Source organism: Streptomyces sp. NPDC045021, from assembly GCF_056432645.1.
The window spans coordinates 401706-426700 of sequence record NZ_JBWKIQ010000004.1 but is presented as its reverse complement, the minus strand read 5'-3'; the positions used below and the strand labels follow the sequence as shown (position 1 = coordinate 426700).

Genomic DNA, 24995 nt, shown 5'->3' with positions numbered 1-24995 from the left:
GACAGGCGCGTCAGCGGCAACCGACACCACCGCGGCCACCCACCCCGCCGTGACATTCCGCCTCGCACGCTGTGGCGGTTCTCTTCGGGGTCGAATGAGCCGGCACGGCCCGTTTGCAACGGCGGGCGCAGTCAGCCTGAGCTGTCTGTTTGCATGCGCGGCGACTTCGTGTCGACGTTGCCTGAGGTTTCTGGGCCACTGGTGGCGCGAGCACGCTCCGGGACCTCAGCGGGCCCCACCACCTGAGCGACTCCGCCCGAGCGATTCCGCGCAGCGGAAGCCGATGTTACCGGTGGAGGAGTCGGGCGTGTTGGCCATCCGTGCCGAGACGCGGTAGCGGCGGCAGTAGGAGGCGTGGCAGAGGTAGGACCCGCCGCGCAGAGCCCGGGCGGTGCCGGCAGGCGGTCCGGTGGAGTCCTGGTGGGGTCCTGAGGTGTGCGGGGCGCGGAGGAACCAGTCGGCGGTCCACTCCCATACATTGCCGGTCGTGTTGTACAGGCCGTAACCGTTGGGCTCGAAGGCGTCCACCGGGCAGGTGCCCAGGTACCCGTCTTCGCGGGTGTTGTGCTGGGGGAAGGTGCCGTTCCAGACGTTCATCCGGTGTCGGCCGCCCGGTCGCAGGTCCCCGCCCCAGGGGAAGGGCTGCTGTTCCAGACCGCCGCGGGAGGCGTACTCCCACTGTGCTTCGCCGGGCAGGTGCCCACCGGCCCAGGCGCAGTAAGCCGTGGCGTCGTTCCAGGACACGTGCACGACGGGGTGGTCCTCGCGCCCGGTCAGGTCGGATTGCGGGCCTTCGGGGTGTCGCCATTGGGCGTCGGGGACCTCGCGCCACCAGGGGGCGGCGGCGACGCCACGGGTGGGCGGAAAGTCGTCGGGGAGCAGTCCGGCGAACACGAAGGACGCCGCGTGGCGTTCGGCGTCGGTGACGTGGCCGGTGGCCTGGACGAAGGCACGGAACCGGGCGTTGGTGACGCAGTGAGCATCGATGGCGAAGGCGCTGATGTCGACCCGGCGTACGGGCCCTTCGCCGTCGTCGGGGTAGGCCCAGGCGTCGTCGCTGCCCATGCGGAAGGAACCGGCTTCCAGGTGAACGGGCGCTTCAAGGGCGGGTACCGCCGCGGGGGTGGCCGGGGCCGGCGTCGGGGAGGCCGGGAACTCCAGGGGCTGTGGCGGCCCCGCCGGTTGGGCGGGCCGGGCAGGCGCACAGCAGGCAGGCCGGTCGTCGTTCATCCTTGTGGGCGGCTTTCTCGCGCTTGTGTCGGCTCGCGGCACTGCGGGGTGAAGTTGCCGGGCTCAGTGGTGCATGGATTATCTGCCGGTGCCGGCCAGGAACGGAGAATGCCGGGCTGGTGGGCGTGGCGCGCCGCGAGCGACGGGGCCGGTTGTGCCGTGGTTCAGGCGTAGCGCCGGATGATCCATTCGGCGCCGCGGTTCGCGACGGCGCATCGGCGCTCGGTACGCGAGCTGTGCCTGTGCGCTGCCTGGGCGCTCTTGTGGGCGGCGGTGTCCAGTTCCCGGGTCCTCCTCTCCAGGTCGAGCAGTACCCAGGGGTCCGGGCGTGGGGTCGCGGTCAGGCGCTCGTATGCCGCCTCTACCGCGGCGAGTGCGGTGCGCAGGTCCGGTACGGCTGCCTCTGCGGGCATGGATGTCGCCATGTCTCCTCCTGCGTTCGCGGGTCCTTGGCACGTCCACCATCGCACCGGCGGGGTGCTGACGGGTTCACCCGGCGCGGGTGAAGGGTTGTCTCAGTCGGGTAGCCGGCGCATCTCCAGCACGTGGAGGCCTACTGCCTGGAAGCGCAGCAGCAGCCCGTACAGGTGGGCTTCGTCGGTGACAGGTCCCAGGAAGAGGTCCTGGTCGGGGACCGGGACGTGGTCGAGCTCGGGGAAGGTCTCGGCAAGGTCGTCCGAAACGACGCCGGCGATATGGAATTCGTAGCGCACGCGTGCCTCCTCGTGGGTGTGGCAGTCGATGCTCGTCCCACCATGGTCGGCGCCCGCGGGCCGGGCGGCTTCCCCCAGTTCGGGGGAGACCCGGCGACCGGTCATCGGATCCCCGCCCATTGGGGTGGGGAGGATGTCACAGCAGACCGAGGTCCTGTGCGCGGTGGACCGCTTCGCTGCGACGGGTGACGCCCAGCTTCCGGAAGGCGCTCTTGAGGTGTGTCTTGACCGTGTTGACCGACACGTACAGCTCGGCTGCGATCTCCTCGGTCGAGAGCATGTGGGCGGCCTGATGCAGAACGTCCCGCTCGCGTTCGGTCAAGCCCTCGACCACTGAGGGAAGTTGGGCGACGGTGTCAGTGCGGTGGTGGCTGAGAAGCTGGGCCGGAAGCCAGCTGTGTGCCTGCGCCAGGCGCGGGTCCTCACGCAGCAGCAGGTGCACGCCGGGTCCGCTCTCGACGAACAGGCGGCGTAGCTTCTCGGGCCGGGCCAGAGCGAGTGCCTGGACCAGCAGGGCGTGCGCCTCCTGGAGGTCGTCTCGTTGCATCGCGGCCTGAACGCGCAGCAGGCAGGCCTGTACTCGGCTGGGAGCGGTAGCCGGTTCCGGGGTGGGGAGATGGGTGAGTTCCCGCATCGCGCTGTCGTCACGGCCTGCCGCCAGCAGGACGCGGGCCAGAGCCACGGTGTGTTGGGGGCGATCGCAGGCAACACGACCCAGGGCGGCCAGGGCCGCGCCGGTCTGCCCTTGTGCCAGGTGTACGGCGGATGCGGCGATGGCGAGCTCGTCCATCGCCCACGTCGGCACGCTGTCGGCAGGCAGGCTCTCGTACGCCCGGTTCAGGACGGCACGTGCCCTGGACCAGTGACCCGCCGCGGCGGCGAGCCTGGCACCGATCACCGCCGCCTCGACCAACGCGACATCCTCCAGGTCCGCCTTGGTGGTGGTGAGGGCAAGATCGAGATGGGCCTGGGCGTCGGCCAGTTCGTCGTGTTCAGCTGCTGCGCCCGCCAGGACGAGGCGTCCCAGTGCGGCGCCTTCCTGGGGTGCCGGGTCCGAACCTTCGGCGATGTCGAGGGCGTTGTGCGCGTGGGTCTGGGCCTGGCCCAGTCTCCCCTGCAACAGTTCGACCAGGGCCAATGACCCCAGAGCCTCATGATGCGGGTGTTCGGTGCCCGGTTGCCCACAGGCGTCGATGGCCGCGGTCAAGGTGGCCGTTGCGTTGTCGAGCTCTCCCGCGTCGAGTGCGGCCGAGCCGAGGCTGGCGAGCACGGTCGCCGCCAGCTCCGGGTGTTCCAGACGCAGGGGCTGCGGGATCTCGCGCAGCAGCCGGTGGGTGTCCGCTGCCGCCTCTCGGACGGCTTCGTAGGGGCCGGACATGCGTGCGGACAGCACAGCCAGGAAGGACGCGCAGAGCTTGGCAGCCACACCTTGACTCCCGGGCTGTTCCTCGGCAGTCCGCAGCGCGGCGGCGCAGCCCTGGGGGTCGTGCTGAGCCAGGCGCAGCGTGGCGCTCACCAGGGCGGGTTCCGCGCCCACCAGATCCTGCGGCATGGCGGACAGCAAGCGGGTGAGCCGGTCGGTGTCGGGGCCTGCCAGGAGACGGGGAATCGCCAGGGTGCCCACCAGATGATGCGCGGCGAAAGTCCAGTCGGCGGCGGCCGCGGCTTCGGCGACGGCTTCGGTCGACTGCCCGTTGGCGGCCAGCCATCGCGCGGCGCGTTGCCGCAGGCGGGGTTCCAGATCGGGATGGAGGTGGCGCAGTCTGGCCCGCAGTACCTCGGCGAACAGCGGGTGCATGCGGTACCAGGCCGTGTTGTCCACCGGCGCCACGAAGGCGTTGGCGCGGGCGAGCGCGGCCAGGGTCCACTGGCCGTCGTGGTCTCCGGTCAGCGCGTCGGCCAGGTCCGGGTGGATACGGTCGATGACGCTCACCCGCAGCAGCAGGTTCTGTGTCGCGGGTGGGTAGGCGTCCAGGACCTCGGTCAGCAGGTAGTCGGCGATGGTGGACCGGTCGGCGGCGAAGTCGCGGATGAATGCCCGCGGATCCGTGGCACGCTGCATCGCCAGCGCGCACAGTCGCAGGCCCGCCGCCCAGCCCTCGGTGCGCTCGGCCAGGGTCCGCAGGTCCTCCTCGCCGACGTTCAGCCCGTGTCCGCGCAGCAGGACCTGTATGTCCTGGAGCGTGAACCGCAGGTCGGCGTTGCGGATCTCGGTGATCTCGCCTGCGGCCCGGTAACGGTGCAGCGGCAGCAGCGGATCGCTGCGGCTGGTCAGCACCAGGCGCAGGCCGGGGGCGGCGTGCCGGATCACGAACGCGAGGCCCTGCGTGACCTCGGGGCAGGTGAGGGCGTCGAACTGGTCCAGGATCAGGATCACCGGCTCGGGCGAGCAGGCCAGCCCCTCGGCCAGGCGCATCAGCAGCAACCGCCCGGCATCCTGCTCACGTGGTGCTCCGTCCACCTGGACGGGCAGCCGGACGCCATTGCGGTACAGAGCCTCCAGGACGTGGGCCCAGAAGCTGTCGGAGGAATCGCCGGGCTCCACGCTCAGCCAGGCGACAGTGCCCGGTCCCCGGTACTGGCTGGTCCAGTGGGCGGTGAGCACGCTCTTGCCGGCACCCGCGGGGCCGCTGACGAGGGTGACGGGCCCCTGCACACCAGTGGTCAGGAGCTCCAGCAGCCCCGGCCGGGGCACCAGGATCCTGGGTACGGCGGCAACGGTGAACCTCGCGGAGAGGATCGGATCGCCCGACGGTGCCGGATCGCCGTGCTGCCAGGGATCGGGGGGATCAAAGGCTGCCAGGTTCTGCAAGGGATCACCCAGGATCACGCGAGTGGGGCCTGCGAGAAGTACCTCCTTCCACTGAACCCCGGGCATCTGGGGGCCGCCAGTCGTGCCGGCCTTTCACGGGATCGGCGGATGCGTCCAAGGCGTGATCTTCCTGAGGCACCTGGTCGGGAGAGCTGCGTTCACCCGGTGCGGGTGACGCGGTGCAGCGGTCGTCGACGCAGATTGGATGCGAGCTGTTCCGTGCGCCGGCCGCCGAATGGCGACCGCGCCGGCGCCAGGCCCCGGATGGCAATCCGCATGACCGACGAAGAGAAGGCACCCGTCATGGCTGATATTCAGCGCCAGATCCTTCCCATTCCGGACCTGCCCAGCCCCGGTCCGATCACGTACGACGCCAAGGACCCCGACACGTCCTTCCCGCCCTTGGAGATGCTGCGCCCGCCGGAGGGCGCGCCGAACGTCTTGGTGATCATGCTCGACGACGTGGGGTTCGGAGCGTCGAGCGCCTTCGGTGGCCCGTGCCGGACACCGGTTTTCGAGCGCCTGGCGGGCGGAGGCCTGAAGTTCACCCGCTTCCACACCACAGCCCTGTGTTCGCCGACCCGACAGGCCCTGCTGACCGGGCGCAACCACCACTCGGTCGGTATGGGTGGCATCACCGAGATTTCCACCTCCGCCCCCGGTTACAACTCGTTGCGGCCGAACACCAAGGCCCCGATCGCGGAGACGCTGCGCCTGAACGGCTACTCGACCGCGCAGTTCGGCAAATGCCACGAGGTGCCGGTCTGGCAGACCAGCCCGGCCGGGCCCTTCGACGCCTGGCCCACCGGTGGCGGCGGCTTCGAGCACTTCTACGGCTTCATCGGCGGGGAGACCAACCAGTACGACCCGGCGCTGTACGACGGCACGACTCCCGTGGATCCGCCCAAGACCGTCGAGGAGGGCTACCACCTCACCGAGGACCTCACCGACCGGGCCATCATGTGGGTGCGCCAGCAGAAGACTCTGATGGCCGACAAGCCGTTCTTCTGCTACTTCGTCCCCGGGGCCTGCCACGCACCGCACCACGTGCCCGCGGAGTGGTCCGAGCCGTACCGGGGCCAGTTCGACCAGGGCTGGGACGCGATCCGGGAGGAGATCCTGGCCCGCCAGAAGGAGCTCGGGGTCGTGCCCGCCGACGCCGAACTCACCGCCCGGCACGAGGAGATCCCCGCGTGGGACGAGATCGACCCCGAACTGCGGCCGGTCCTGGCCCGGCAGATGGAGGTCTACGCGGGCTTCATGACCCACACCGACCACCACATCGGCCGCCTCATCGACGCCCTGCAGGAACTGGGCATCCTCGACGACACCCTGATCTACCTGCTCATCGGGGACAACGGCGCCTCCGGCGAGGGCGGCCTGCGCGGCACCTTCAACGAGATCCTGGTCTTCAACGCCATGGCCGACGTGGAGACGCCCGAGTTCATGGCCGAGCGCATCGACAAGTTCGGCACCCCCGAGGCCTACAACCACTACGCGGTCGGCTGGGCCCACGCCATGGACACCCCCTACCAGTGGACCAAGCAGATCGCCTCGCACTGGGGCGGGACACGCAACGGCACCATCGTGCACTGGCCGCGCGGGATCACCGCCAAGGGACAACAGCGCCACCAGTTCACCCACGTCATCGATATCGCCCCCACCATCCTGGAAGCCGCGGGCATCCCGGAGCCGACCATGGTCAACGGCGTCCAGCAGTCGCTGATGGAGGGCACCTCGATGCTCTACACCTTCGACGACGCCGACGCCCCCGAGCGCCACGACCACCAGTACTTCGAGATGTTCGGAAACCGTGGCATCTACCACAAGGGCTGGTCCGCCGTCACCAAGCACCGCACTCCCTGGTTGGTGGGCCCGGCCCACACCCTCGCCTTCGACGACGACGTCTGGGAGCTGTACGACGGGGCCACCGACTCCACTCAGGCCCGCGACCTGGCCGCGGAGATGCCCGACAAGCTGCACTACCTGCAACGGCTGTGGTTGATCGACGCCGCCCGCTACAACGTGCTTCCGTTGGACGACCGCACGGCCGAGCGGTTCAACGCCGAGGTGGCCGGGCGCCCCGAACTGATCACCGGGGATTCCCAGATGCTCTATGCGGGCATGGGGCGGCTGACCGAGAACAGCCTGGTCAACGTCAAGAACAAGTCGTTCTCCGTCACCGCCGAGGTCGCATCCACCAACGGCCCGCTCTCGGGCGTCATCCTCGCCCAGGGTGGCAGCTTCGGCGGCTGGAGCCTCTACACCAAGGAGGGCCGCGCCAAGTTCGCCTACAACCTCGGCGCACTGGAAATCACCTCGATCGAGGCCGACCGACCGCTCCCCTCCGGGGCACACCAGGTCCGGATGGAGTTCGACTACGAGGGCGGCGGCCTCGGCAAGGGCGGCAACGTGGCGCTCTACTACGACGGTGAGCCCGTCGGCCAGGGCCGGCTCGAACACACCATGCCCTTCATCTTCTCCGCCGACGAGACCGCCGACGTCGGTCTCGACAGCGGCACCCCGGTCGCCCCCGACTACGACAGCCCCACTGGCACCTTCAACGGCGACATCCACTGGATCCAGGTCGACGTCGGAGCCAGCGACGCCGACCACTTCATCGAGCCGGACGAGCAGATCCGGATCGCCATGGCACGCCAGTAGCGCCGCTTCTGCCGCGGGTACACGTGCCGAGACCGCTGATGCCCCGCATCTGAGGATCCGAGGATGCGGGGCGTTCGCGTCAGGGTGTCACGGCGACCGCGTCAGCCGTGTTCCATGGCGCAGGTGGCGGGTCTGTACCCGGTGGTGGAGCGTGGAAGTGCTGACTCCCGTCCGGGCAGCCCCGCCCCCCGCGCCACGAGGTGGGCCTGATGAACGCTCTCGAGGCTGCATTGTGGGGGGCGTTCGCGGCGTTCTCCCTGGTCATCGGGGCCTGGCTTGCCATCCATCTGCGACCCTCGCGCGTGGTGGTCGGCGAGGTACTGGGCTTCGGCGCGGGGGCGCTCGTCGCCGCGCTGGCCTACGAACTCGTGCCCAAAGGCGCAATGGACAACCTGTTGCACTTCCTCGCGCTGTTCGGCGGCGCGCTGGTGTTCTTCGTGGTCGATCGCGCGGTGTCCCGGCGGGGTTCCTCGGAGCAGGGCGCGGCCGGAGGCGAGTCGGCGGGCCGCTCCATCGTGGTGGGCGCCTTGCTGGACGGGATTCCGGAATCGCTGGTCATCGGTATGAGTCTGGCCGCCGGCGGGTCGATCGGCGTGGCCTTCCTGGCCGCGGTCTTCATCTCCAACCTTCCGGAGAGCCTGGGTGCCACCGCGAGCATGCGGAGCCAGGGGCAGAGCCCGCATGCGGCCTACAGACTGTGGTGGAGCATCGTCGCTGTCGCGGCGGGCGCCGCGGCCCTGGGATACGGGGTACTGCAACTCGTGCCGCAGGCCGAGGGCCAGTACGTGGAGTCGTTCGCGGCCGGGGCGGTGCTGACGATGCTGGCCGACTCGATGATGCCGGAGTCCTTCGAACAGGGCGGCAAGCTCACGGGCCTGTTCACCGTCCTGGGGTTCGCGGCCGCCGGCGCGCTGTCCCTGCTCGACTGACCGACTCACGCCCCGACGGCGGGCCGCTGGGAGCGTTCGGTGACGTTCTCCGCATGCGCGCAAGGCGCCGCGGGGTGACGATCGAGGTACGTGCGGCACTTGCCGCGCTGTAGCCCTGCGCCGGCTGCGGGTGCCTGCCCCGGGGATGCACGGCCGTGGGTCGGGCGCGTGGCCGTGGCGCCCTGCGGTGGCTGGAGGGTTGATGACAGCCCGGACCCGTCACATCCCGCTCCACCGTAGGCGCCGTGTGCGCGCGGAGCGCACCCAGATGCTGTTCACCCTCGTGGCTCTGGGCCTTGGCATTGCGGTGCCCCGAATCAATGGTGGGCCGCAGGTCACATCCGGCCAGGTCACCACCATGCTGCTCACCCTGGGCTTCGGCGTCCTCGGGGTGGTCGCGGTCATCTTCTCGCTGCTGATTCTGGTGGTGCAGTGGGCCCACTCCAACTTCTCGCCCCGCCTGACACTGTTCCGTGAGGCGCCCATCGTGTGGCGGACCTTCGCGGTGGCCATCAGCGTGACCGTCTTCAGCATCACCGCTTCCCTGGCCATCGGCTCCCGAGCCCATGTGTCCATCGCGGTACCGGCCGTGGCCGGGATCCTACTGCTCACGATGCTGGCAATGCTGAGGACGCTGCAGTTGCAGGCCTTCGCTGCCATCCAGCTCGCCCCGGTACTCCATTCCATCACCCAGCGCGGGCGCGACATCCTCGAAAGCCTCTACCCCGGCGCGGCCGGCCCGGTGCCGATGTCCGATGTGGAATTGCCGGCGCCGGTGGCCACCCTCGCCTGGCCCGGACACCTGGCGGTACTGCAGCAGGTCGACATGGACGAGCTGGTGACAGCCGCGGAGCAGTGCGGGGCCGTCATCGTCCTGCACGTGACGCCCGGAGCGGTGCTACGGCACGGGGCGCCTCTCGCGGACGTCCGCGGTGCACCACTGCCGGCTGCCGCGGTCCTGGCCTGCCTGGTCACCGGTACCGAGCGGACCATCGAACAGGACCCGTTGCAGGCCTTTCGCCTGCTGGCCGACATCGTCATGCGGGCGCTGTCCCCGGCGGTGAACGACCCCGCCACCGCGGTCCAGGGCCTGGACTGCCTGGAGGATCTGCTTCAAGGATTGCCAGGAGTGCCGCGCGGCCCGCTGTACGTGAGCGACCACGACGGCGTACCGCGCGTGGTGCTCACGCTGCCCGACTGGGGCGACTTCCTGCGCACCGGCATGGACGGCATCATCGCGGCCGCCGTGAATTCCCCGACCGTGCTCCTGCGTATCCGGGCTCTCCTCGTGCGCCTGCAGCCGCACGTCCATGACAGCAGCCAGGCCACGCTCACCGCCCGGCGGGCATGGGTGGAACAGGAGCTGGCAGCCAGGTTCCCCCTGCTGTGGGGCGAGAGCGTTACCGGCTGACCCGGACCGCTTCTGAGGTGACCGGGCAGGGCTGTCGATTCGCTTCTTCGCGCAGTCGCCCGCACCGCAGCCGTCGCCGGAACAGCCACCGCCGTGTCCAACCATGAGCGACGCTCCGGCGCCCAGATGATCGCGGGCGGCCGCATCCCTATCCAGGAGCTGGTCGCCGCGCTCGACACCGCAGACGCCGGCACTTGACCAGTCCACCGGATCCCCGGGACAGCAGTCACAGACCGCCGCTACCACGCCCCTCCCCCGATGTGCGTGGTCTGCTCCCGCATAGATCGCGGGCCCGCGACCTGTCGGCCGGCTCGCTGCTCACGGTCGGCAGATGCGCAGGACGAGATCCTGCCAGCCCTGCGCCATCCGAGCAGCGCCTGCAGCCGGCCATCGCGCCCGGCAGCATCCCTACGTGGGTCGGAGTGGGCGGCACCCCGCAGTCGGTGGTCCGGGCCGCCCGCTACGGCCTACCCCTGATGATCGCCGTCATCGGCGGGCCCATGAGCCGCTTCGCTCCACACGTCGACCTCTACAAACGCGCCCTACGAACCCACACGTGCTTTCGCCGCGCAACTGGCCCCGGGACCGTTCGGGAACTCGACGGCCCTCAGCGCCCTTCTCACCTTCCGGCGGGCAACCCCCTGCGACGAATAGCCACCTACTGGGACGGTTTCGCGTAGTCGCCGTAGCCGGTCCAGTCCAGGGCCACGCAGGGTTCCTCGCCGACCACCCAGGCGTCGTGTCCGGGTGCGATCTGGATGAAGTCGCCGGGGCCCGCTTCCGCACTCTCGCCGTCGTCCATGACGACCTTGATGCGGCCGCTCACCACGTACCCGGTATGAGCCGACTGGCAGCTGTCGGTGCCGGCCAGCGGCTTGACGTGCTCCGACCAGCGCCAGCCAGGCTCGAAGACAGCCCGACCGACCGGTCCGCCCTCCGTTTCGAGCAGGTCCAGCCTGCCCTTACCGCCCTCAAACGGCCTTGTCTCATCAGCGGAGTCGAAACTCCGGAACACCAGTCCGGCCATGATCAACCACCTCTCGGCGGGAAACGGCCCCGAGTCTCTGTCCAGCCTAGACCCGCACTTCACATGTGACGATTCAGCCGCTGGGTAGTGGGCCCCGACACTTCCGTACCGGACGGGGACCGGGGCGCCCGGCCCATCCCCGCCACGCTGGACCATCGAGCCCAGGACCGACCGGTCTGCGCACCACCCGTGGCCCGTGAAATCCGCCCGCACCGCTCCGATAGCATGATCGACCCACGACGATGGACCTGTTCGCCCGCACTTCGCCAGAAACATGCCATTTAGCACGAAGCGCCATTTAACTAAACATCTCTAACAAATCGGCCAAACAATTGATATCTACAGCATCACGAATGTTTTCGCGAAAAAACTTCAGAACTGTGCTCGCCGCGTGGCGTCAACCACGGGTGATGCTGTGGGCCACGGTGAGCGTGGCGGCTCTCGGATTCCTCATCACACTGGAGATCGCCGCACGTCGCTACGGTCTGCCGGGGCCGATCACCAATCAGGTGCAAGAAGTGATATTCGGCCCCAAATCGGGGCCTCTGTTGTACGCCGGCATGGCGTTGATGATGTTGGTGCTCACCTGGCGGCAACGGCTCATTGCGGCTGGTGCCGCGATCGGCATCGACGTTGTCTTCTTGCTGGTGCGGTGGTCGGTCGACGCCAGGCTGACCTTCGGCAACGGCGCGTTGTGGGTGATTCTGGGCTATGCGGTCATCGCCGTCACCCGCCGCACCGGCCGGGAACGTGTCCTGCTGCTGAAGGGCGTCGGGCTGGGCCTGCTGCTGGTGACCGGCCGCAAGACCGGCGATACCTGGCTCCTCATCACGTCGAAGACCCGCCCGGCGGTGCTCGACCAGTACGTGGCAACCGCCGATCACGCACTGGGCAACCCGTCGTGGGTGGTAGGCCGGATCGTCAAGGCCACCGGCCCGATCGGCACCCATGTTCTCGAGGCCGTCTACATTCAGCTCGCGGTGGCCGCGGTCATCGTCGCGCTCTACCAGCTGCGCAACGTGGCGGTCGAGCGCCGCTTCCCGCGCCATCACCTGGTGCGCACCTTCCTGGTCATAGGCCTGCTCGGGCCGGCCATCTACATGATCTTCCCGGTGGTCGGACCGGTCTTCGCCTACGGAACCGGCGGCGAGCACTGGGCGGTGGCCAACCTGTGGCCGAACACCGCGCCGCCGATCAACATCCCGCACCCAATGTCATTCGACGAGATCACCCCTCGCAACTGCATGCCCAGCCTGCACACGGCATGGGCCACCGCGATCTTCATCCATTCCCGCAAGGGCCCCCGGGCTCTGCGATTCGCGGGCGCTTTCTGGCTGATCGCCACGCTCACCGCAACACTGGGATTCGGCTACCACTACGGCGTGGACCTCGTTGCCGGCGTGGTGTTCGCGTTCACGATCGAGGCAGCGCTGCGCGCCCACGACCGTGGCTGGGAGCGGCCGGGAATCCGGCTGGTCATCCACGGCGCAACGGTCTTCGCCGCACTCCTGGTGTCGTATCGCTGTCTGCCGATGGAGATGGCCACACATCCGTGGGTGTCGGGGCCACTTCTCCTTCTGGCCATGACCTCGGTGGTCCACGGCTACCTGCGGACCACCAAGCTGTGGGATCAGAAAGCCGCACCGGCGCAGCAACCGGAACCGCGACCCGCACTGGTTTGAGTCAGGTGACATCACGACCCGCTCTCCATCCGGTTGGCGTCCCTGCCTGACGATGGCCCCACCGGCCGGCTGTTCGACGACAATGGAGTCGTGCCATGGTGACTCTCTGATGTGTCCCTGCTCGACTGGCTGCGGCTCAACGCACCCCGCCAAAGCCCTGCGAGCAACGGATCCAGGTCGTCGTCCGCGCGTCGCATCACATTCCCGGCGGCTGTGTCGTCTTACTGCAGAGACACCGTGCTGCTGAGGCACCGTCCAGCACGCGGCGAAGGCACGGACCAGAGGAGAGACCGCATGTCGGCAGCCGGGGCAACAAACATCGCAGCGACGCTCGACCACTTCCACTCCGCCGTGAACAGCGGCGACCTGGAAATCATCTCGAAGGCCATCGACGAGTTCGTCGCGCCGGACGTCCTCTTCCACGCGCCGGTACCGATGGGCGCGACGGGACGGGAGGCCCTGAAGCGGGTGTGGGAGGTGCTCCTGCGCGCGTTCCCCGACATCCACGTCGCCGTCGAGGAGACGGTCACGGAGGGCGACAGGGTCGTCTGCAGGAACACGGTGACCGGGACCCACCGGGGCGAGTATCAGGGCTTGCCGGCCACCGGAAAGACCGTCACCTACAACGAGATCTTCATTTTCCGCTTCGCCGACGGGCAGATCGCCGAGATCCGCGGCGTCGTCGATGTCCTCGCGCAACTGCGCCAGCTCGGCGCCCTCCCGTCCTGATGGAAGAGTCGCGGACCCCCGGGCCGCCGCGGTGAGTGGTTCAGCTACGAGGCCCAAAAGAAAATGGACGACGATGTCGAGAATTCGTGTCTGGCTCCGTCCCCGAGGTGAACGCGACCACAATGGGGTCGCACCAGCACCGAGGAGAACACCATGGCCAAGTACTTGCTGCTCAAGCACTACCGCGGCGCCCCGGCAGCGGTCAACGACGTGCCCATGAGCCAGTGGACGCCGGAGGAGATCTCGGCGCACGTGCAGTACATGAACGACTTCGCGGCCCGGCTCGAGGGGACCGGCGAGTTCGTCGACAGTCAGGCGCTCGCCCCCGAAGGGACGTTCGTGCAGTACGACGGGGAGGGTCGCCCGCCGGTCACCGACGGCCCGTTCGCCGAGACCAAGGACCTCATCGCCGGCTGGATGGTGATCGACGTCGACAGCTACGAGCGCGCCGTCGAGCTGGCCGGGGAGCTGTCGGCCGCCCCTGGGGCGGGCGGGAAGCCGATCCACGAGTGGCTCGAACTGCGCCCGTTCCTGGGCGCGCACCCGACCATCACGGAGTGACCTCCGCCGTGAACGAGGTCCTCCTGCGGAGCCTCACCCCCAGTGTGCTCGGAATCCTCGTCCGCCGCGGAGCCGACTTCGCGGCGGCCGAGGACGCCGTGCAGGACGCGCTGATCGAGGCGGTCCGCGTCTGGCCGGCCGACCCGCCCCGGGACCCGAAGGGCTGGCTGGTCACCGTGGCCTGGCGCCGTTTCCTCGACGCTACCCGCGCGGACACCGCCCGCCGCCGGCGCGAGGGCCTCGTCGACGAGGAGCCTGCGCCCGGGCCCGCACCCGCGGTGGACGACACGCTCCAGCTCTACTTCCTGTGCGCCCATCCGTCGCTCACGCCGTCGTCCGCGGTCGCGCTCACGCTGCGCGCCGTGGGCGGGCTGACCACTCGCCAGATCGCCCAGGCCTACCTGGTGCCCGAGGCGACGATGGCGCAGCGCATCAGCCGGGCCAAGCGCACCGTCTCCGGTGTGCGGTTCGACCGGCCCGGCGACGTCGCCACCGTGCTGCGCGTTCTGTACCTGGTCTTCAACGAGGGGTACTCCGGCGACATCGACCTCGCCGCCGAGGCCATCCGGCTCACCCGGCAGGTCGCGGACGCGATCGACCACCCCGAGGTGGCGGGGCTGCTCGCCCTCATGCTGCTCCACCACGCCCGGCGCGCGGCCCGGACCGTGCCCGACGGCAGCCTGGTGCCGCTCGCCGAGCAGGACCGGGGCCGCTGGGACACCGAGTTGATCGCCGAGGGCGTCGAGATCCTGCAGGCGGCTCTCGCCCGCGACCGGCTGGGTGAGTTCCAGGCCCAGGCCGCCATCGCGGCACTCCACGCTGACGCGCCCACCGCCGAGGAGACCGACTGGGTGCAGATCGTCGAGTGGTACGACGAGCTCGCGCGCCTGACCGACAGCCCGGTCGTCCGGCTCAACCGCGCGGTGGCCGTCGGCGAGGCCGACGGACCGCGCGCCGGCTTGGCGGCGCTCGCAGCGCTGGACGACTCACTGCCCCGTCACTCCGCGGTGGCGGCGTATCTCCACGAGCGCGATGGCGACCTGGCGTCGGCCGCACGGCTGTACGCCGAGGCGGCCAAGAAGGCACCCAACCTCGCCGAGCGCGACCACCTGACGCGTCAGGCCGCCCGGCTCAACGCCCGCCGGTGACGTTGACGGGTCGTGCTCGGATTTTCCCGGCAGTTGGGGCCGCCTCGTGGCCGGCGCGGTCGCCTCAATGTGAGGAGACGGTCGAGATCAGCGCCCGCCCCCAACTGCGGATCCCTGACTTTTCCGCAACCCCACTCGTTCCGGCCACCTCAACCCGGAAGCAGGACGGCCGATCCAGGCTCTGGCCCCGTGTCGCTCAGGCCAGGGGAAGACTCATGATCGTCAGGTCGAGCCACCGGCCGAACTTGGTGCCGACCTCCGGGACGGTGCCCACGTGGCCGAAGCCGAACCGTTCGTGCAGCCGAATCGACGCGGTGTTGCGCGCCTCGATGTCGGCGATCATCACGTGATAGCCGGCCTGGCGCGCCGAGGAGATGAGGGCGGTCATCAGCGCGGAGCCGATGCCAAGTCCGTGAGCGTCCTCGCGGACGTACACCGAGTTCTCCACCGTGTGGCGATATCCGTCCTTCGGCCGCCACGGGCCGTAGACCGCGAAGCCCGCGACCTCGCCGTCCTTCTCGGCCACGAACGCCGAGCCGCGGTCCAGGTGAGCGGCAAGCCAGTCGGCCCCCTCGGCAGGAGACTGCAGCGTCGTGGTCCACAGGGCCGTCGAGTGCTCGATCGCGTGGTTGCGGATACCGAGAACGGCTTCCGCATCCTTGAGATGTGCTGGGCGGATCGTCACCGATCCAGAGTTCTCGTATATTGGATGCATGTCTAATATAGTAGACCCCCTCGTGGAGCAGATCGCAGCCCGTATCAGCACCGAACGGAAACGGCGTCGGTGGACCCTGGCGCAGCTCGCCGAGGCCTCCGGCGTGTCCCGCGCCATGATCAACCGGATCGAGCGCGGTGAGAGCAGCCCCACCGCCGCCGTCCTCGGCAAGCTGTCCGCCGCTTTCCAGCTCAGCGTCTCCTCCCTGCTGGCTCTCGCCGAGGGTGCGACCGACCCGAGCGGGGAGGCGACCGCGGGCGTGCGCCGCGTGGCGGATGCCGTTGAATGGCGCGATCCGGCCACCGGGTGTCGCCGACGCCAGATCACCGGACCGCACTTCCCCGCGGAGATCGCCGAGGTCCGCCTGCCCGCGGGTGCCCGCGTGCCGTATCCGGCCGCGGCATTCGTATTCATCCAGCAGGTCGTCTGGGTGCTGGAGGGCCGACTGACTTTCCACGAGGGCGACACGGTCCACGCACTCGACGCGGGCGACACGATCGAACTGGGCGAGCCCGCCCCGTGCGTCTTCGCCAACAACAGCGAAGCCGAGTGCCGCTACGCCATCGTCCTCACCCGGGGCGAAAGGCCCTGACTCTCCCCCAAGCCGACACTCTCCTCCCGATGAACCGTGGGGAACTCCGCACGCCCAGAGGGTCGTTCGAATCATCGGCATGACGGGGGTCACACGGGCGACGCGTCACACAGTTGAGGCCGCGCCTTCTCTTGGTTGAACGAAAGGTCAGGCCGTGACCACTTACCCATCCGATGGGCAGGTGTACCACGTCCTCGCAAGGCGACCAACGGAGGTAAGCATGGCGTCGTCCAGGCGAACGCGCGTGAAGATCGGGATGTGAAGATCAAATCGCGCTTATCCTATGGTGACATTCTCAGCTTGTTCTCATAAAAAGTAGGTCACCAGATGAAGTTGGCTCGTATTTCGGCGATCGTGGCCGCAGCCGCGATCGCACCGGCCGTGCTCTTCTCCTCTCCGGCGGTCGCCTCCGAAGGTATGAAGCCGGCGGCCAACTCGGCGCCCGACGCGGCGGCCCCGGACGCGAAGCCGGCCGACCCCACCAACGGGTCGGATTCTTCGGCCGACGACGACCGGGTCGCCATCCTCAGGATGCTCGCCGACAAGAACACCGGCCGGGCCGTGCGGGAGGCTGCGCAGAAGGCGCTCGACGGTACTCCGGAGGACCTGCGGTACTTCCTCGAGGTCGGCCAGTACAAGGCCCGCCTTCAGGACGACCGGGTCCGCGTCGCCCAGATCATCAGCGTCGGCGGCCCCGCGCTGCAGAAGGCCGGCGAGGCCGCGCTGGACGCCAACACCCCCGAAGCCATCAAGTACTTCCTCGAGGTCGGCCAGTACAAGGCCCGCCTTCAGGACGACCGGGTCCGTGTCGCCCAGATCATCAGCGTCGGCGGCCCCGAAGTACAGAAGGCCGGCAAGGCCGCGCTCCGGATCGGCACTCCCGAAAGCATCAAGTACTTCCTCGAAGTAGGCCAGTACGAGGCCCGCGCCAAGGACAAGGCTGCCGAGGACGCGACCAAGAACAAGCCCACCCCCAGCCCCACCCCCGGCACAGGCGACAAGCCGAAGCCGGGAACCGAGGTCAGCGGCAAGCCCGCTGCCGTCGTGACCTCCCCGCCCAACATCACCGCCCCCGCGGGGAGCAGCGGTACCACGCTTGCCTCCACCGGCGCCGGCGACGCCACGCAGTGGGCCGTCGGCGGTGCCGTCATCGCGCTCGGCGCGGGCGCCGGTCTGGTTCTTGTGAACCGCCGCCGCCCGTCCGCCGGGCGCTGACGATCGGTGCGGGTCGGGTGGCCGCTGCCCGCAGCGGCCACCACACCGTTGTCCCGGGCTCGCTGCCGGCATTGTCACGGGCAACCCGTGACCTGAGTGGGCGCACAGCCCCTATGCGGTCACCACGTTGAACGCCTCGTAGACCTTGGGTTCGACCTCAGGGATTCCCGCCTCCTGCAGAAACGGCTTGAGCTTCTCCCCGAAGCGCTCAAACGCTTCCTTCGACTCCCAGACATCCGTGACGAACCACCCAGTGGGGGTGGGCCCGGCAGCGTGGGAGATCATGCCGGATGCCGGCCAGTCCGCCAGGGCCTTGGCCATGCCACGTCCACCGGTCAGCTTGTTGCTGACCTGCTCGTACTGGGCCTGTGTCACGCCCGGGAAGTCGAAGACGATGATGACCGACATGAGGAGGTACCTCTCTCGATGGGTTGCTGGGGCTGCGCTCAGCTGACCAGAACACCAACCGGGACGCTCGGGGGACACCGCCATCCGGGGGTGCGGCTACGGTGTCGCCGCGTGCTGCGGCTTGGCTCCGAGGCGGGTCTCGTCGAGGGTGAGGTGGGGTCACTGCGTCGTTGGGACGTTGGGACATCGGGGTCGGGACGCCGGGACGTCGGGACGCCGGGACGCCGGGACGCCGGGACGCCGGAGCATGTCCTGCATCACCGATTCTTGTCCGGTCTCACCGAATTCGACCGCTCTCGGGTCTGCGGGCCCCGCAGACCCGAGAGCAGTTCTCTTCGTGGCAGAGGCGGAAGCCAATCGGTCGCGCCTTCGACCTGACGCCGGTGAGCACCGGGCCTGTCGTGAGGCCGGCGAGCGACTACGCCGGCGGGTCACTCCCCGACGAGGCCGTCCACCGACTCCCGGATGAGGTCGGCGTGGCCGATGTGCCGCGCGTACTCCTCGATCATGTCGAGCAGGATGCGTCGCAGGTTGGGCGACTGACCGGTGGAGGTGGTGTATCGCCCCAACTGCTCGGGGCCGCCGTGGGTCAGCGCCTCCTCGACCACGGAACGGGAACGGGCCACTGCCTCCTGCCAGAGCGTCATCAGCTCATCCGGGCTGTCCTTCGCTGCCGACTGCCACTCCCAGTCGGGTTCGGCGTCCCAGTCCACCGTGTCCCACGGGGCGCCCGGTCCTTGCCCGAGCAGCAGCCGGGCGAAATGGGTGTCCTCGACGTTGGCCATGTGCTTGAGCAGCCCGCCCAGGGTCATCGACGAGACGCCGACCGTTGCCCTCATCCCGGCCGCGTCCAGCCCGCCGCACTTCCACGCCAAGGTCGCCCGCTGGCGCTCCAGGGAACCCAGAAGGGCGGCGGTCTCGTCACCCGCGACAGGAGGTTCCGGCCGGCCTTGATCATCTATGTGAGTCATGAACAGTGAGGATATCGAGAGGGCCGGCGCCGGACCAGGGCTGGTGCTACGAGTCGCCGGCGCCCCGCGCTGCGGCCGGATCGCGCGAGTCGACGTCCTGCATGAAGCTCAACATCCGTGAGTTGACAAGGTCGGGATGGTCGATCTGCGGTCCGTGGCCGGTCGCCGAGATGATCTCGGCCCGGGCCCCGGAGATCAGCCGCGGCACCCGCTCGAGCTGGCGCTGCGGGTGCACGAGCAGGCTCCGCTTGCCCATGATCAGGTAGAGCGGCGTGCGGATCGAAGGCAGCGCCTCCTCAGCCAGCGGCAGCGGTGCGGGGCGGCGGATCCGGAAGGCCCGCGCGCCCGCCTGGACCCATTTGCGCAGCTCGGGAACGACGATTACGGGCTGTTCCAGCCAGGCGGCGAGGCGCGGGCGCAGCGCCTTGGGGGCGAAGCTGGCGAAGAGGCTGACAAATACCCAGACGAAGAAGCGCAGGCCCACCTTCTCCAGGCCGCCCGGGTCGAGCAGGGTGACGGATGCGAGGCGTTCGGGCCGGCGGTGGGCCTGGTTGAGCACCAGCCAGCCGCCGTAGGAGGAGCCGACGAGGTGAACCCGGTCGAGGTCAAGGGCATCGAGTGCTTCGTCGAGCCACTGCGCGGCGCGCTCGGGCTGCCACATCGGTTCGCGGTGGACACTGCGGCCGGCGTCGCCAGGGGTGTCGAGCGCGTACACGGGGCGTTCGGCGCTGAGCGCAGGGGTGTTGGGGTACCACATGGCGGAGCAGTAGCCCGCGCCGTGGATCAGCACGACCGGCGTGCGGGAATCGGCAGCCGGATCGGCGGGGCCGTACCGGTACACGTGCGTGGTGCCGAAGCTGGTCTCGACGTCCGTCTCGGAGCGGGCGGGTGCGCCCATCGCGTAGAGCGCGTCGCAGGCGGCGAAGTACCGGTCGCGCAAGGTGTCGTTGACGTAGCGGCCGATGTCGCGTCGTACTCGGGTCGCGTTCTCGGGCACAGGGGCACCTCCGGGGAGTGGTCCGTTCTTCGTGATACGACCGTACCATTATGTTGATACAGCGGTACCATGAAGGGGTCCAGGCGGGCCGGACCGCGGACACATCACCGACGGGCGGAGACACGGCAGATGCCGAAGCGCGTGGACCACGAGGAACGGCGAACCCAGATCGCCGAGGCGCTCATCCGGGTCGCCGGACGGCGCGGACTGCACGCGGTCGGCATGCGCGACGTGGCAGCCGAGGCCGGCGTGTCACTCCGCCTCGTGCAGTACTACTTCCAGACCAAGGAGAAACTCCTCTTCTACGGGCTCCAGCACCTCACCGGCCGCTTCACCGCCCGGGTGGGCGCCCGCCTCGCCGCTGCTGGCCCGGACCCGGGACCTCGCGCGACCATCGACGCCCTGCTGCTGGCCTCCCTCCCCACCGACGAGGAGAGCCGCACCTTCCACCTCCTCTACAGCTCCTACGCGATCCTGTCCGTGACCGACGAGGCCCTCGCCGCCCAGCCCTTCATCGACAACCCCGACGCCGCGGAAAACGCGCTGACCGGCCTGCTCCACCAGGCGCAGGAATCCGGCCTGGCCGATCCCGGCATCGACGCGCGCACAGAAGCGATCAGCCTGCTGGCGATGGCTGCGACCCTGGGCACCAGCATCCTCGTGGGCCAACGGAAGCCGGAGTCGGCCATCGCTGTACTGCACCACCATCTGGACCGCATCTTCACCACCACTCGGCCCGCCTCACTGCCCGCTTGATCACACGGCGCCACGTTTTGGCCCTCCGGCCGGTGCAACACCAGCCCCACACGGCAGAACGCCGCAGCCCCTGTGCAGACGCGGAATGCCGCACAGGTCGGGAGCCGGGAGCTCGGCGACGTAGCCGGCCGGCCGCTCATCGACAGCTGCGCTACCCACGCGTCGGCCGACTGGACCACGGGAGCGAGCCGTGGAGGTCGCGACCAACGATGCCCGGCAGCCGCCAATCCGGCAGGTTGTCATCCCGGATATGACGGGAAGGCTCTCCAAGGAGAGGGCGTTCCGTGACGACCCTGAGCCGCAGGTTCAGCAGGCCGTGCTCCGCCGCCGGTCTGACAACAGCCGCGGGCACGCCCCTCAACGGGTGCCTCCAGGTCGCAGCCTTCGACATGCGCAGGAGCACCGGCACTGCTTCGCTGGCAGGGCCCGCTCGGCTACACAAAGGAGTGATCACCATGAGCGTCGCAGGAGAGTCCAACGGCCGGATTCAGCAGATGCGAGCAAAGGCGCAGGAGCTGGACCAGGCCGCAGAGCGTGCCACGGATCCGGAACACCGCCGGCGGCTGAAGGACAAGGCCCGTCGGCTCAAGGATCAGAGCGAGCAGGAAAGCAGCATCGCCGACAGGGACACCGACCCCCTGACGTAACGCAGGAACACAACCCTGTGGCACCGTCGCCGGACCTTTCGGATGCACACGGCGCCAGGCAGTCGGCCAGGGCCATTCGGGTGGCCGCGGCCGGCGGTGCGGAATCGTGGCCTCGACGTGTCAGGTGCGTTGCCGGATCTCGGGGCCGTCGCCACCGATGAGTTCCTCGGCGCTTTCAAGTCGCTATGTGCAAGTCGGCGAAAGGAGGAGCCATGAGCGGCTCCATCAACACGGTGGCGCGGGAGCGTCTGGAGGGGCTGGTCGGCGAATGGACCATGGAGGCCGGACCGCCCGGCGGCCCCTCCTGGCCCGGCGAGGCACGCGTCACCTTTGAGTGGCTCGACAGCAACGTGCCCCTCCTGCTGCAGCGCTGGCATGTGGATCTGCCCGAGGCTCCCGACGGCGTCGCGGTGATCGGATGCGACGGGACGGCCGACACCTACTACCAGCTCTACACCGACGATCGCGACGTCCAGCGCATCTACCGGATGAGCCTCGGCGACGGCGTGTGGAAGCTGTGGCGGGACGCGGAACCCTTCTCACAGCGATTCACCGGAACCTTCTCCGAGGACGGAAACACGATCGCCGGCCGATGGGAGATCGCGGAGGACGGTAAGACCTGGACGACGGACTTCGACCTGACCTACGCCAGGAGCGCATGAAGGCCCTTCCCTTCGCGCCCCGAACGGAACGAACGCACGCGCCGCTCCAGGTCCCTCGAGTCCCGCAGATCGGCCTGTTCGACACGATTGGGGTGGCGCCGTTGAGGTGTCCCCCAACGGCCGACCGGCCGGCGCTCCCCCAGTGGTCAAGTGGAGGACCTCCGGTGGCCAGTTGGGTTGAGCCATGGGCCAGGGGTGCTGAGACGGACGGGCTTCGAGCGGCTGCGACGTACTTTTCAGAGGCATGTGCGTGTCCAAATTGCGCCCTGTTGGCCCTCCAACGCGGGCAGGTAGCGTCCCGGACTCCCCCGCGGGGAGTCACCGTCGCTCACTTCACCGATCACCCAAAGAGGAATGGCCCACGTGCCCACCACTTCAGGCGACCATGCTGTTCGTCCTCGGCGCTTGTTCGCCATGCTCACCGCGGGAGCTCTCGGCGCCACCGCGCTGTGCGCTCTCGCGCCCGCTTCCGCCGCAGCCAACAGCCCCTCGCAACGCCCGGCCGCCATCGTCGCCATGGGAGACAGTCTGACCGCCGGCGAAGGAGGCGGCGACTACGAGCCGGGCCTGCCTCCGTTCGGCAACTACTGCCATCGTTCACCCAACGCCCAACTGCCGCACGCCATGCCGGCGGGAGTCAGCGTCGCGGTGAACCTGGCCTGCTCCGGCGCCACCACGGACAACGTCCGTATCGGCGGCACCAGCCACTACGGCGAACCACCGCAGGCCGAACAGCTCAAGACCACGGCTCGCACCCACGACATACGCGCCATCGTGCTGAACGTAGGCGCCAACGACATCCCGGTCACCGGGTTGACGATCGCCTGTGCCGCCGCCTACCTCGTGCCGGGACCACCGTGCTCCCGCACGTGGAACACACTGTTTTCCGAGCGGCTTTCGGCCATGGAACCGCGGATCGAGAAAGACCTTCACGACATCCGCACCGTGATGCGCCAAGCGGGATACGACGACGGAGCCTACGACCTCGTCCTGCAGTCCTACCCCTCGCCTTCCAGCGGGCTGTCCCGCTACTCCACCTTGCAGCGCGGCCTGCAGGGCTGCCCGTTCCAGGACGCGGACTTCGCCTGGGTGCACGACGTGGCCTTCCCGATGCTCTCGCGGTCTCTGGAAAGGGCGGCGGCCTCCGTGAGCGGCGTGCGGTTCCTGGGTCTGTCTGCAGCTTTGCAAGGCGGCCAGGCCTGCGCACCGGGAATGACCCACAGCAGCGAGCTCTCGTGGGGCCTGTTCCTGGACGTGGCCGCCCTCAGCCACGGCATCGGCCCTGATCTCATCTCCCAGTCCCTGCACCCGAACGCCGGCGGCTACCGGCAACTCGCCCGGTGCTTACAGGAATTCGAGAAGCTGCCGGTCCGCAGCGCGGAGTGCGAGCGCGGCACGGACGGACAACCGCGTCTCACGGCACAGGACGAGCGCCACTGACCCGGTACCTCTGCCGGATGGTGCTCGAGCTCGACATCGTCCCCGTCCAAAAGGACGGGGACGATGTCAACGTGCTCCTGCAACGGCTCAGAACCCGCCACCCAGGTGACCGCTGACTGGGAGTCATGACCACCGCCGGGCAGCGAGCGCACCCGGCTGTGGTCAAATGAGTGATCATTTCGCTCAGGGGGTATCGCGATGACCACTTTGCGGGTGGATCCCACCGCATCCGCACCCGGCCTGCTCCTGCGGCCCTGGAACGACGGAGACGTCACCGCCGTGTTCGAGGCATACCAGGATCCCGAGCTGCGCCGATGGACGCTGACACCCCTGGTCAGCCATGAGGACGCCATCCGGTGGCTGCAGGCTCAGCACCGTGGTTGGGACACCGGGGAGCGGCTCGGTTTCGCTGTACTGGAGTCCCGGCCGGGCACCGGCGACAGCCGCCTGGTGGGCAACGTGGTCCTCAAGGGAGCCAAGACCGGTAAGCCGTCCGCCGAGGTCGGCTACTGGACCGCGGCGGCCGCGCGCGGACAAGGAGTGGCACCACGCGCTCTGGAAGCACTCACCTCATGGGCCTTCGCCACCTTCGCAGGCGACGGCCTGACACGCCTGGAGCTGCTCCACCAGGTGGACAACCCCGGGTCCTGCCGTGTGGCCGAGAAGTGCGGATACCACTTCGACAGGGTGCTGCCTGCCCAGCCGCCCTATCCGGCCGACGGACATCTGCACATTCGACAGGCCCCACCACGCACGTGACCGGACGACCGCACCGCGATGCGCCCCGCTGAGGTGGCCGAACCGGCGGCCGTGTGGGTCGTTCTACGGGTTGGCGTTTGTCCCGGTGGCCGCGTCCAAGGCGTACACGGCATCCTCGGTGTTTGCTGGTGACGTACAGCAGCGCGTGGGTGCTCAGCAGGGAGCTGCCGCTGATGGAGGAGGTCCACTTCCTCCTGCCGGTGGTGGCGTCCAGCGCCTGCACGTGGCAGCTTGATCGCCACCCGCCGCCCGATCACCCGGTCCCTGCCCTCCCAACACCTCCCCCATGCCGCCGCGGCCGACAAACCGCACCAGCTCATACCGCCCGGCCAGAACCCGCACCACCATCGCACCCCCGCATACGACCGCTGCACCTTCGGCACGAATGCTGCCCGTCCTCCTCCGCTCGCGGAAGACCACAGTTGCGCGCGCCTCTGCAGGCCGGTGCCTAAGCGGGCGAGACTGCGGAGGTCGGTGCAGGTTGGGGGTCGCGGAAGGTGAACGCGAGGGGTCCGTCGCCGTGTTCGCGGAGCAGTGCGACGCGCTCCATGGCCTCGGCGGTCGTCGGGCGATGGCCGACGGGCACCCACCACAGTGCCTGATGGTGCTCGGACATCCTCTCGAACCATTCCCGTCGACGGCTGAGCACCTTCAGGTGTTCGCTGCGGTAGGTGAAGTCCTTGAGCGCTTGGACCGATTCCCAGACCGAGCAGTTGATCAGGAGCATGTCGTCGTCCCCGTCGGGTCGCAGACCGGTCGAGTCCTCGCCCTCGTCGTCGACCATGCGCCAGACGAAGCCGGCGGCCTGGTCGGCCAAGGCGTTGATCTCGGGCAACTGCGCGACGAAGTCGGCCAACACGGGGCCGTCGAGCGGGCCGAGAATGCGTCCGATGTTGACCTGGGCAACGTGGAAGTGGGTCATGGGGT

General features: G+C 69.0%; 24 protein-coding genes. 14 read left to right on the top strand and 10 right to left on the bottom strand.

All coding sequences use genetic code 11. From position 1 onward, the window contains the following. Positions 1-225: 225 nt before the first annotated feature. From AC07DC_RS16125 to AC07DC_RS16110, 4 genes are all read right to left on the bottom strand, one after another. Positions 226-1230, bottom strand: coding sequence for a formylglycine-generating enzyme family protein (locus AC07DC_RS16125; protein ID WP_478915016.1), 1005 nt, complete (start codon positions 1228-1230; stop codon positions 226-228). A gap of 164 nt (positions 1231-1394) precedes the next feature. Further along, complete coding sequence (locus tag AC07DC_RS16120; RefSeq protein ID WP_478915015.1) at positions 1395-1655, bottom strand: hypothetical protein; 261 nt, start codon at positions 1653-1655, stop codon at positions 1395-1397. Positions 1656-1745: 90 nt separating this feature from the next. Further along, positions 1746-1943 (bottom strand): hypothetical protein, encoded by a 198-nt coding sequence (locus AC07DC_RS16115; RefSeq protein WP_478915144.1) that lies wholly within the window; start codon positions 1941-1943, stop codon positions 1746-1748. A 136-nt stretch (positions 1944-2079) separates the two neighbouring features. Further along, positions 2080-4755, bottom strand: coding sequence for a winged helix-turn-helix domain-containing protein (locus AC07DC_RS16110; RefSeq protein WP_478915014.1), 2676 nt, complete (start codon positions 4753-4755; stop codon positions 2080-2082). A gap of 303 nt (positions 4756-5058) precedes the next feature. Here AC07DC_RS16110 and AC07DC_RS16105 point away from each other — a divergent pair, with 303 nt between their 5' ends. From AC07DC_RS16105 to AC07DC_RS16095, 3 genes are all read left to right on the top strand, one after another. Then, positions 5059-7419, top strand: a complete 2361-nt coding sequence (locus AC07DC_RS16105) for an arylsulfatase (protein WP_478915013.1) — start codon at positions 5059-5061, stop codon at positions 7417-7419. A 209-nt stretch (positions 7420-7628) separates the two neighbouring features. After that, complete coding sequence (locus tag AC07DC_RS16100; RefSeq protein WP_478915012.1) at positions 7629-8348, top strand: ZIP family metal transporter; 720 nt, start codon at positions 7629-7631, stop codon at positions 8346-8348. Between the two features lie 202 nt (positions 8349-8550). Beyond that, a complete protein-coding gene (locus AC07DC_RS16095; RefSeq protein ID WP_478915011.1) occupies positions 8551-9759 on the top strand; it encodes a DUF2254 family protein in 1209 nt (402 codons plus the stop codon). 658 nt (positions 9760-10417) lie between these two features. Here AC07DC_RS16095 and AC07DC_RS16090 read toward each other — a convergent pair. Then, a complete protein-coding gene (locus AC07DC_RS16090) occupies positions 10418-10786 on the bottom strand; it encodes a cupin domain-containing protein (RefSeq protein ID WP_478915010.1) in 369 nt (122 codons plus the stop codon). Positions 10787-11139: 353 nt separating this feature from the next. On the opposite strand from AC07DC_RS16090, the gene AC07DC_RS16085 reads away from it, so the two are divergent. The 4 genes from AC07DC_RS16085 to AC07DC_RS16070 all read left to right on the top strand — a co-directional run bounded on the left by AC07DC_RS16085 (position 11140) and on the right by AC07DC_RS16070 (position 14906). Next, positions 11140-12468 (top strand): phosphatase PAP2 family protein, encoded by a 1329-nt coding sequence (locus tag AC07DC_RS16085; protein ID WP_478915009.1) that lies wholly within the window; start codon positions 11140-11142, stop codon positions 12466-12468. 294 nt (positions 12469-12762) lie between these two features. Continuing rightward, a complete protein-coding gene (locus AC07DC_RS16080; RefSeq protein ID WP_478915008.1) occupies positions 12763-13197 on the top strand; it encodes an ester cyclase in 435 nt (144 codons plus the stop codon). A 153-nt stretch (positions 13198-13350) separates the two neighbouring features. Next, complete coding sequence (locus AC07DC_RS16075; RefSeq protein ID WP_478915007.1) at positions 13351-13758, top strand: YciI family protein; 408 nt, start codon at positions 13351-13353, stop codon at positions 13756-13758. 8 nt (positions 13759-13766) lie between these two features. Then, the gene (locus AC07DC_RS16070; protein ID WP_478915006.1) at positions 13767-14906 is read left to right on the top strand and encodes an RNA polymerase sigma factor; all 1140 of its coding nucleotides are present in this window, start codon (positions 13767-13769) and stop codon (positions 14904-14906) included. A gap of 196 nt (positions 14907-15102) precedes the next feature. Here AC07DC_RS16070 and AC07DC_RS16065 read toward each other — a convergent pair whose 3' ends face one another. Then, on the bottom strand, positions 15103-15621 hold the full coding sequence (locus AC07DC_RS16065) for an N-acetyltransferase family protein (protein ID WP_478915005.1): 519 nt from the start codon (positions 15619-15621) through the stop codon (positions 15103-15105). On the opposite strand from AC07DC_RS16065, the gene AC07DC_RS16060 reads away from it, so the two are divergent. Next, complete coding sequence (locus AC07DC_RS16060) at positions 15620-16213, top strand: helix-turn-helix domain-containing protein (RefSeq protein WP_478915004.1); 594 nt, start codon at positions 15620-15622, stop codon at positions 16211-16213. The two genes, AC07DC_RS16065 and AC07DC_RS16060, sit on opposite strands and share 2 nt — an antisense overlap. Positions 16214-16540: 327 nt before the next feature. Further along, a complete protein-coding gene (locus AC07DC_RS16055) occupies positions 16541-17428 on the top strand; it encodes an ALF repeat-containing protein (RefSeq protein WP_478915002.1) in 888 nt (295 codons plus the stop codon). 111 nt (positions 17429-17539) lie between these two features. On the opposite strand, the gene AC07DC_RS16050 is transcribed toward AC07DC_RS16055, so the two are convergent. The 3 genes from AC07DC_RS16050 to AC07DC_RS16040 form a co-directional block, all read right to left on the bottom strand. Next, a complete protein-coding gene (locus tag AC07DC_RS16050; RefSeq protein ID WP_478915001.1) occupies positions 17540-17836 on the bottom strand; it encodes a hypothetical protein in 297 nt (98 codons plus the stop codon). 431 nt (positions 17837-18267) lie between these two features. Next, positions 18268-18807 (bottom strand): DinB family protein, encoded by a 540-nt coding sequence (locus AC07DC_RS16045; RefSeq protein ID WP_478915000.1) that lies wholly within the window; start codon positions 18805-18807, stop codon positions 18268-18270. Positions 18808-18853: 46 nt separating this feature from the next. Beyond that, the gene (locus tag AC07DC_RS16040) at positions 18854-19804 is read right to left on the bottom strand and encodes an alpha/beta fold hydrolase (protein ID WP_478914999.1); all 951 of its coding nucleotides are present in this window, start codon (positions 19802-19804) and stop codon (positions 18854-18856) included. A gap of 129 nt (positions 19805-19933) precedes the next feature. On the opposite strand from AC07DC_RS16040, the gene AC07DC_RS16035 reads away from it, so the two are divergent. From AC07DC_RS16035 to AC07DC_RS16015, 5 genes are all read left to right on the top strand, one after another. Further along, on the top strand, positions 19934-20560 hold the full coding sequence (locus tag AC07DC_RS16035) for a TetR/AcrR family transcriptional regulator (RefSeq protein WP_478914998.1): 627 nt from the start codon (positions 19934-19936) through the stop codon (positions 20558-20560). Between the two features lie 455 nt (positions 20561-21015). Continuing rightward, positions 21016-21207, top strand: a complete 192-nt coding sequence (locus AC07DC_RS16030; protein WP_478914997.1) for a DUF6381 family protein — start codon at positions 21016-21018, stop codon at positions 21205-21207. Between the two features lie 212 nt (positions 21208-21419). Continuing rightward, positions 21420-21869, top strand: coding sequence for a hypothetical protein (locus AC07DC_RS16025; protein ID WP_478914996.1), 450 nt, complete (start codon positions 21420-21422; stop codon positions 21867-21869). A 414-nt stretch (positions 21870-22283) separates the two neighbouring features. Further along, positions 22284-23309: a GDSL-type esterase/lipase family protein gene (locus tag AC07DC_RS16020; protein ID WP_478915143.1), complete on the top strand. Its 1026-nt coding sequence runs from the start codon at positions 22284-22286 to the stop codon at positions 23307-23309. A gap of 198 nt (positions 23310-23507) precedes the next feature. After that, positions 23508-24068, top strand: coding sequence for a GNAT family N-acetyltransferase (locus AC07DC_RS16015; protein ID WP_478914995.1), 561 nt, complete (start codon positions 23508-23510; stop codon positions 24066-24068). 448 nt (positions 24069-24516) lie between these two features. On the opposite strand, the gene AC07DC_RS16010 is transcribed toward AC07DC_RS16015, so the two are convergent. Then, positions 24517-24990 carry a DUF3291 domain-containing protein gene (locus AC07DC_RS16010; protein ID WP_478914994.1) on the bottom strand — a complete coding sequence of 158 codons (474 nt, stop codon included), beginning with the start codon at positions 24988-24990 and terminating at the stop codon, positions 24517-24519. Positions 24991-24995: the final 5 nt, after the last annotated feature.